The sequence below is a fragment of the Actinosynnema sp. NPDC002837 genome (assembly GCF_040295345.1).
Taxonomy (GTDB): Bacteria; Actinomycetota; Actinomycetes; order Mycobacteriales; family Pseudonocardiaceae; genus Actinosynnema.
In genome coordinates this window covers 48,282-56,495 of sequence record NZ_JBEOVG010000059.1, presented here as the reverse complement: position 1 = coordinate 56,495, position 8,214 = coordinate 48,282, and the positions used below count along the sequence as shown (strand labels likewise).

Annotated in this window: 8 protein-coding genes; all 8 read right to left on the bottom strand. The window is 72.1% G+C overall.

What is annotated here, in order from left to right; translation table 11 throughout:
• Positions 1–344: zf-HC2 domain-containing protein (locus ABTZ99_RS30865; RefSeq protein WP_499616221.1), on the bottom strand; the 344-nt coding region annotated here is incomplete at its 3' end.
• Entirely contained in the window at positions 341–850 is a 510-nt protein-coding gene (locus ABTZ99_RS30860; RefSeq protein ID WP_498778937.1) for a sigma-70 family RNA polymerase sigma factor, read from the bottom strand. The genes ABTZ99_RS30865 and ABTZ99_RS30860, both read right to left, overlap by 4 nt.
• A 15-nt stretch (positions 851–865) precedes the next feature.
• The gene (locus ABTZ99_RS30855; protein WP_499616218.1) at positions 866–1,690 is read right to left on the bottom strand and encodes an enoyl-CoA hydratase/isomerase family protein; all 825 of its coding nucleotides are present in this window, start codon (positions 1,688–1,690) and stop codon (positions 866–868) included.
• Positions 1,691–1,699: 9 nt separating this feature from the next.
• Positions 1,700–2,914 (bottom strand): hypothetical protein, encoded by a 1,215-nt coding sequence (locus tag ABTZ99_RS30850; RefSeq protein ID WP_498778808.1) that lies wholly within the window; start codon positions 2,912–2,914, stop codon positions 1,700–1,702.
• Positions 2,911–4,422, bottom strand: a complete 1,512-nt coding sequence (locus tag ABTZ99_RS30845; RefSeq protein WP_499616215.1) for an amino acid adenylation domain-containing protein — start codon at positions 4,420–4,422, stop codon at positions 2,911–2,913. Before ABTZ99_RS30845 ends, ABTZ99_RS30850 begins: the two co-directional genes overlap by 4 nt.
• A 230-nt stretch (positions 4,423–4,652) precedes the next feature.
• Positions 4,653–5,513: an alpha/beta fold hydrolase gene (locus ABTZ99_RS30840; RefSeq protein WP_499616212.1), complete on the bottom strand. Its 861-nt coding sequence runs from the start codon at positions 5,511–5,513 to the stop codon at positions 4,653–4,655.
• Positions 5,514–5,605: 92 nt separating this feature from the next.
• Positions 5,606–6,154: an HIT family protein gene (locus ABTZ99_RS30835; protein ID WP_498778814.1), complete on the bottom strand. Its 549-nt coding sequence runs from the start codon at positions 6,152–6,154 to the stop codon at positions 5,606–5,608.
• Positions 6,151–8,199, bottom strand: coding sequence for a threonine--tRNA ligase (thrS, locus tag ABTZ99_RS30830; RefSeq protein WP_499616208.1), 2,049 nt, complete (start codon positions 8,197–8,199; stop codon positions 6,151–6,153). The genes ABTZ99_RS30835 and thrS overlap by 4 nt, the downstream gene beginning before the upstream one ends.
• Positions 8,200–8,214: the final 15 nt, after the last annotated feature.

The window sequence follows — 8,214 nt, the reverse complement described above, 5'->3', positions numbered from 1 at the left end:
CGCACGGCCGTCGCGACCGCCGCCCCCGTCAACGCCGCCACGACCAGCGCGGCGGCCACCAGGACCCGCGCGCGCCACCGTCGCGCCCGCTCCGCGGCCAGCAGGCCGACGAGCACCGCGGGCGGCGGCTCGGTGGCCGCGGCCTCGGGTTCGAGCAGGTCGAGCGCACGGTCACGGGGCACCGCCGAGAGGATGCCGGGCACGCCCGCGAACGACGCGACGTCACCCGAGCACTCCGGGCACCCCGGGAGGTGCCCCTCGAACTCCCGCCGTTCGCCGGGCGACAGCGAACCGAGGACGTACGCGGCACCCCAGTCCCGGTACGGATCGACTGGCGAGCTCAACGTCCGGTGACCCCCTTCTCCTCCAGCGCCACCCTCAGCGCCCGCAGACCGTAGTGCAGCCGGGACTTCACGGTGCCCTCCGGCAGGTCCAGCGCGACGGCCAGCTCGGCGACCGACTGCCCCATGTAGTACGCACGCACGATCACCGCGCGGTGCTCCGGCGTCAACTGGGTGAGCACGTCGGCCACCAGCCAGGCGTCCAGCGCGGAGTCGCTGTGGTCGTCGCGCGCCCGTTCGGGCAGCCGTTCGGACCCGATCTCCCAGCGCGCGCGTGCGCTGCGACGCTCGTCGATCACCACGTTGCGCGCCACCGTGTAGAGCCACGCCCGAGCCGCCGTCGCGCCCTGTTCGAGCACCTTGGGGTTGCGCCACGCCCGCAGCAGCGCTTCCTGCACCACGTCGCGGGACAGCTCGTCGTCCCCGGTCAGCCGGCGCACGTACCGCCACAGGGCGGGCGCGTGCTCGTCGTGGAGGGAGCGCAGCAGGGCGATGTGAGTGTCGTTGATCGCGCACCTCCTCGGCTAGTCGTGGAGCAGCGGTTCCCGGGTCGTGCCCAGCGGGGTCGGGCCCGCGAAGGCGGGCGGGCGCTTGGCGAGGAAGGCCGCCGTGCCCTCCCGCATGTCGTCGGTGGTGAACGCCTCCCGGAACGCGTCGAGCTCGAGTGCCAGGCCGGCGGCGACGGTCGTGCCGTTGGTCGCGTTGACCGCGGCCTTGGCCAGCGACACCGCCGTGGCCGAGTTGCCGGCGACCCGGCCGAGCACGGTGCGTGCGGCGGTGAGCATCTCATGGCGGTCGTCGAACACCGCGTTGACGAGCCCGAGCCGCAGTGCCTCCGGCGCGTCGACGTGCCTGCCGGTGTAGATCAGCTCGCGGGCGACCGCGGGCCCGACCAGGCGCTGGAGCCGGACGCAGCCGCCGAAGCCCGGGATGAGGCCGAGCACGACCTCGGGCTGGCCGAACACGGCGTTCCGGGTCGCGTAGGCGAAGTCGCACGCCAGCACCATCTCGCACCCGCCGCCGAGCGCGTAGCCGTCCACGCACGCGACGACGGGGCACGGCGCCTCCTCCAGCAGCCGGGTGACGCGTTGGCCGAGCTCCCCGAACCTCGCGCCCTCGTCCGGCGTCATCGCGGCCATCTCGCGGATGTCCGCGCCCGCGATGAACGCCGGACCGGGCGCTCCGGTGAGGATGATCCCCCGCGGCGCCGGTCCGGTGAGGACGCCGGACAGGAAGTGGTCGAGTTCGGCCAGGACGCGGCCGGACAGCGCGTTGCGCGCCCGCGGCCGGGACACGGTGACCGTCGTGACGCCGTCCTGCTCTTCGACGACCAAGGTCGAGTAGTCCACGAAGTCTCCTCACGAGTCCCAGATGGCGCCGAACGCGGGCACGCCCCGCGCTTCCAGCTCCTCGACGACGTGCCAGGTGGTCTTCTTGTTCGAGATGCAGATGACGGCTTCGGCGTCGAACTCCCGGTGCGCGCGCAGCGCCAGCTCCACCAGGTCGGGCTTGCCGTCGCGGACGGTGTCCCAGACCAGCGCGTCCGGCTGCACGGCCTCGATCTCGTCGACCAGTTCGTCGCCGTAGGTGTCGCGGGGTGTGCGGGTGGACCACACCAGGCGCGACGGCGTCTCCCGCGACAGCAGGTGGGGCAGGCACGGCCCGATGCCGCTGCCGGTGGCCACCCACACCACCCTGGTGAACAGCTTGTCGATGTTGCCGACGCCCGCGGTGGGCACGCCCTTGACCCACAGGTGGCTCGGCAGGTCGTCGATGAGCGAGCCGGTCCAGTCGCCCGCGCGCGAGATGGTGAGCCGGAACCCCGTGCGGCCGGGCGTGGGCACGTTGGCGAACGAGTGCCACTCCAGCAGCGGGTGGCGGCTCACCGCGGTGGAGGAGCCCGCGAACGGCGTCACGCCGTAGTCGAACGACACCAAGGCGACGTGCCGCGACGGGCTGGCGATCCGCACCGGCACGCGACGCAGCCGCGTCCACGGCAGCGCGACGCTCGCGACGACCAGCAGGAGCAGCCAGAACTGGGTCGAGCCGACGAAACCGGGCTGCCGGGAGGAGTGCGCGGCGAACAGGGCGAGCACGGTCCAGCCGGCGAAGCGGTGCACGCGCTCGAACACGTCGTGCCGGCGTGCGCGCAGGGCGGGCAGGGCGAAGACCACCATCGCGACCATCAGGGCGAGGATCGTCCACGTGAGCGGGTCGGGTCGGACCACGGCGAGCGCGGTGAACCACGCGGTGGCGCTGAGGGCGGCGCCCACGTGCAGGCCGCCGAAGTGGTAGACCTTGCCCAGCGTCCAGCGGACCCGCAGCGGCCACGTCGTCGGCGCGCTCGTGGCGAGCCGGAACAGCAGGTTGATCACGTGCTGCTGGCGGATCAGGACGGCCAAGGTGACGTTGGCGACGACCAGGTCGGCGAGCGCTCGCGCGTCGTCCACCCCGAACGCCGCGATCACGTTGACCAGGACGACGGCGGCGGCGAGCCGGTTGTGGTGGGTGAACGGTCGCTTGCGGAGCCTGAGCCCCAGCGCGGACGGGGTGTCGGTGCGCGTGGTCGTCATGCGACGGTCACCAGCGACGACAGCGCGGCCCGGTCCACCTTGCCGCGCGCGGTCATCGGCAGGTCGTCCACCGCGACCACCAGTGACGGCACGCAGTAGTAGGGCAGGGCGGCCGCCACCGCGTCGGTGGCCGCCCGGGGGTCGACGGAGGCGGGGCTGACGAACCCGACGAGCCTGCCGTCGTGCAGGACGGTGGTCGCGCGGGCGCAGCCGGGCGTGGTCTCCAGGGCGGAGGTGACCGCGTCCAGCTCGACCCGGAAGCCCCGGACCTTGACCTGGTCGTCGGTGCGGCCGTGGTGCTCCAGCTCGCCGTCCGGCGTCCACCGGCCCAGGTCGCGGGTGCGGAACATGAGGTGGTCGCCGCCGAGGAACGGGTCGGGGCGGTAGCGCTGGGCGGTCAGCACGTCGTTGCCGAGGTAGCCCGCCGTGACGCAGGCGCCGCCCGCCCACATCTCGCCGACCTCGCCGATCCGGCACGGCCGCAGGTCCTGGTCGAGCACGTAGACCGTGCTGTTGGGCACGGGGCGGCCGATGGTGAGGCGGCCCGTCGCCGGGTCGTAGCGCTGCACGGTGTTGACGATCGTGACTTCGGTGGGGCCGCAGGCGTTGTGGAACGCGGCGCGGGCGGACCAGGCGTCGGCCAGGGGCTTGGGGCAGCGTTCTCCGGCCACGGCGACGGTGCGCACGTCGGGGCACGCGTCGGGGTCCACTGTGGACAGGACGCCCGGTGTCGCGATGAGGACGGTGGCGGTTTTCGCCGTCTCCCCGATGTCCCGACCGCGGATGACGGACGTGGCGCCGTGGGCCAGCGCGCCGAACAGCTCCCACACCGCCATGTCGAACGCGATGTTGAGCAGTTGCGCGACCCGGTCGCCCGGTCGGATGCCGAGGTCGCCCGGTGCGGTGAGCAGGACGTTGCACAGGTTCGCGTGGGTGACGCGGACGCCGTTGGGCACGCCGGTCGTGCCCGAGGTGAAGATGACGACGGCCGTGTCGCCGGGCTCCGCGCGCGGCGGGCCGACGCGGCGGTCCGGGAGCGCGTCGAGGGCGAGGACCTTCGGCGCGGCGAGGCCGCGCACGTGCCGGGCGTGCTCGTCGGTGGTCAGCACGACGTCGATGTCGGCGGTGCGGATGACGTGGTCGAGGTGGGCCTTCGGCGTGATCCGCACGTCCTGCGGCACGTACGCCGCGCCGACCTTGAGCACCGCGAGGATGCCGACGACGAGGTGGACCGAGCGCGTTAAGAAGACGCCGACGTGATCACCGGGGTGCACGCCCGCGTCCAGGAGTTCGGCGGCGACCACGTTCGCGCGGTGGTCGAGCTCGCCGTAGGTCAGGCAGACGCCCTCGTGCTCGACCGCCCGCGCGTGCGGCGATCGTGCCGCGTGCGACTCGAAGGCGTGGTGGATCCGGCGGAACGGCGGCGTCGCGCTCGGGCCGCGGCCGAATCGGCGGAACAGGGGGCGGTCGTCCGGGGGCAGCGCCAGCACAGCGTCGGGCTCGGTCATGGCCGTCACAGGGTGTGCACCTCTCGTCAGCCGGGCGTGGACACCCGGTCTGAACGAGACAGCCCCACCGTCCGTTCAAGCCGAACCCAAAAAAGGTTGAACTTTCTCCCATCCGCGTGTCGAACACCCGGTGCCCGCGTGTCGAACGCCCAGGACCGGCAGGTCGAACACCCAGGACCTCCGAGTCGAACGCCCGGGATGCGGCCGTCGAACGGGCCGGGCCGTCGACGTCACCCAGTCGAGACGGGCGGGTGCACCCGGTCCAGGAAGTCCCGCGCCAGGGCGACGACCTCGTCGAGGTCGGTCTCCAACGCCCAGTGACCGCCGTCGAGCAGGTGCAGCTCGGCGTCCGGCAGGTCGCGGAGGTAGGCCCGTGCCGCGCCCTCGGGCATGTAGCCGTCGTGCGGACCCCACACGATGAGCGTCGGCGGTCGGTGTTCGCGCAGGTACGCCTGCTGCCGCTCGAACCAGTCGAGCGTGCTCACCTGGTCGGCCAGCAGGTGGACCAGGTTCCGCCGTCGCTCGGGCGTGCCCAGCAGCGCCCAGGACAACGTCCACAGGTCCGGGGAGACGCGCTCGACCAGCCGCTCGGGGATCTCGCCGACGAACTCGTCGCGGAAGCCGTCCGCGCTGACCGCGGCGTAGAGCCTGGACGTCCCCTCCTCGGTCGGGTCGGACCAGTACTCCTTGAGCGGGCGGTACTTCGGGCCGTGCTGGTCCTCGTAGACGTCGCCGTTCTGGATGATCAGGGCGGCGACCCGCTCGGGCGCGTGCATGGCCAGCCGCAGCCCGAACTGGGAGCCGTAGTCGTGCAGGTAGATGGCGTACCGGGTGAGGCAGGCCTCCTCGGTGAACCGCCGGAGGAACTCGGCGTAGCCGTCGAAGGTGTAGGAGAAGCGCCTGCGGTCCGGCGTGCCGCTGTACCCGAAGCCGGGGTAGTCCGGCGCGATCAGGCGCCACCGGTCGCCGAGCGCGGCCATGAAGTCGCGGTACTGGAACGACGAGCACGGGTAACCGTGGGGCAGCAGCACCACCGGGGCGTCCGGTGGCCCTGCCTCGCGGTAGAAGATGTCGGTCCCGTCGACCTGCATCGTCCGATGGGCCACCGGGGCGGGCGTGTTCGGTGAAGTCACCCTTGTCCCGTTGCACGGGTCGCTCCCGGGTAAACCTCACCCGGCCCGGGTCAGTCCGCGCCCGCCCAGGCGTCGGCCAGGAGCTGCCTGGTCTCGCCGAGCAGTTGCGGCAGGACCTTGGTGTGGCCGATCACGGGCATGAAGTTCGCGTCGCCGCCCCAGCGCGGCACCACGTGCTGGTGCAGGTGGGCCGCGATGCCCGCGCCCGCCACCACGCCCTGGTTCATGCCGACGTTGAACCCGTGCGGCGAGGCGGCGGACCGGATCACCCGCATAGCCTTCTGGGTGAACGCGGCGAACTCCGCCGTCTCGGCCGGGGTCAGGTCGGTGTAGTCGGGCACGTGCCGGTACGGCAGCACCATCAGGTGGCCGGGGTTGTACGGGTACAGGTTGAGCACCGCGAACACCAGCTCGCCGCGCGCCAGGATCAGGCCCTCGGCGTCGTCCAGCCCGATCACCCGGCAGAACGGGCACCCCTCGGGCTCGTCGCCGACGGCCTTGCCCTCACCGCGCACGTACGAGAGGCGGTGCGGGGTCCACAACCGCTGCAACGCGTCGTCGACCCCGACCCCGTCCTGCTCCTCGTACTGGTCGGTCACTGGACGAGGTCCGCCGTGGGCGAGGCGTTCTCCCGCCGCGCCACCCAGTCGACCACCGTCTCGACGGCGCGCTCGACCGGCACGCCGTTGATCTGCGTGCCGTCGCGGAACCGGAACGACACCGCGCCCTGCTCCACGTCCTTGCCGCCCGCGAGCAGCATGAACGGCACCTTCTGCGTGGTGTGGTTGCGGATCTTCTTCTGCATCCGGTCGTCGGAGGCGTCGACCTCGACCCGGATGCCCTTCGCCTTGAGCTCCTTGGCCACCGCGAGCAGGTGGTCGACGTGCTCGTCCGCGATCGGGATGCCCACCACCTGCACCGGCGCCAGCCACGCCGGGAACGCGCCCGCGTAGTGCTCGGTCAGCACGCCGAAGAACCGCTCCACCGAGCCGAACAGCGCGCGGTGGATCATGACCGGGCGCTGCCGGCCGCCGTCCGGGCCGGTGTACTCCAGCCCGAAGCGCTCGGGCAGGTTGAAGTCGACCTGGATGGTGGACATCTGCCAGGTGCGGCCCAGCGCGTCCTTGGCCTGCACGGAGATCTTCGGCCCGTAGAACGCCGCGCCGCCCGGGTCCGGCACCAGGTCGAGGCCGGAGTCCTCGGCCGCGACGCGCAGCGCCTCGGTCGCCTGCTCCCACACCTCGTCGGAGCCGACGGACTTCTCCGGGTTGCGGGTGGACAGCTCCAGGTAGAAGTCGTCCAGGCCGTAGTCGCGCAGCAGCCCGAGCACGAAGCCGAGCAGCGACTTCAGCTCGTCCTGCACCTGGTCGGGGGTGCAGAAGATGTGCGCGTCGTCCTGCGTCATGCCGCGCACGCGGGTCAGGCCGTGGATCACGCCGGACTTCTCGTACCGGTAGACGCCGCCGAACTCGAACATGCGCAGCGGCAGCTCGCGGTAGGACCGCCCGCGCGACTTGAAGATCAAGTCGTGGAACGGGCAGTTCATCGGCTTCAGGTAGTAGTCCTGGCCGGGCTTGCGCAGCTTGCCGTCGTCGTCGTACTCGGCGTCGAGGTGTATCGCCGGGTACATGCCGTCCTTGTACCAGTCGAGGTGACCGGACGTCTCGAACAGGTTGCCCTTGGTGATGTGCGGCGAGTAGACGAACTCGTAGCCCTCTTCGGTGTGCCGGGCGCGCGAGTAGTCCTCCATGGCCTTGCGGATGATCCCGCCACGCGGGTGGAACACCGCCAGGCCCGAGCCGATCTCGTCCGGGAAGCTGAACAGGTCGAGCTCCACGCCCAGCTTGCGGTGGTCGCGCCGCTCGGCCTCGGCCAGCAGCTCCAGGTGCGCGTCCAGCGCCTCCTGCGACTCCCACGCCGTGCCGTAGATGCGCTGCAGCTGCGGGTTCTTCTCGTTGCCGCGCCAGTACGCGGCGGCGACGCGGGTCAGCTTGAACGCCGGGATGTGCTTGGTCGTCGGCACGTGCGGGCCGCGGCACAGGTCGCCCCACACCCGTTCGCCGGAACGCGGGTCGAGGTTGTCGTAGATCGTCAGCTCGCCGCCACCGACCTCCATCACCTCGGCGGTGTCGACATCGCTCTTGATGTCCACCAGCTCGAGCTTGAACGGCTCGGCGGCCAGCTCGGCCTTGGCGGCGTCGACCGACTCGACCACGCGGCGGTTGAACCGCTGCGCGCCCTTGATGATCGACTTCATGCGCTTCTCCAGCGCCTGGAGGTCTTCGGGCGTGAACGGCTTGTCGACCCGGAAGTCGTAGTAGAAGCCGTCCTTGACCGGCGGGCCGATGCCCAGCTTGGCGTCGGGGAACTGCTGCTGCACGGCCTGCGCCAGCACGTGCGCGGCGGAGTGCCGGATCACGCTGCGGCCGTCGGCGGTGTCGGCGGCGACCGCCTCGACCTCGACGTCGACCTGCGGGGCCCACGACAGGTCGCGCAGGTGGCCCTCTGGGTCGCGCACGACCACGACGGCGTCCGGCCCCTTGCCCGGGAGTCCCGCTTCACGCACCGCCGTCCCCGCGGTGGTCCCCGCCGTCACCACCACGCGCGGTGGGTTCGGGGCGGCTGCGGGGCGCGGTTCGGACACGGTGACTCCTCGGTG

Excerpts from the sequence above, each read along its gene's own strand:
- ABTZ99_RS30845 (WP_499616215.1), bottom strand. The coding sequence starts at position 4,422 with ATGACCGAGCCCGACGCTGTGCTGGCGCTGCCCCCGGACGACCGCCCC.
- ABTZ99_RS30850 (WP_498778808.1), bottom strand. The coding sequence starts at position 2,914 with ATGACGACCACGCGCACCGACACCCCGTCCGCGCTGGGGCTCAGGCTC.
- ABTZ99_RS30840 (WP_499616212.1), bottom strand. The coding sequence starts at position 5,513 with ATGCAGGTCGACGGGACCGACATCTTCTACCGCGAGGCAGGGCCACCG.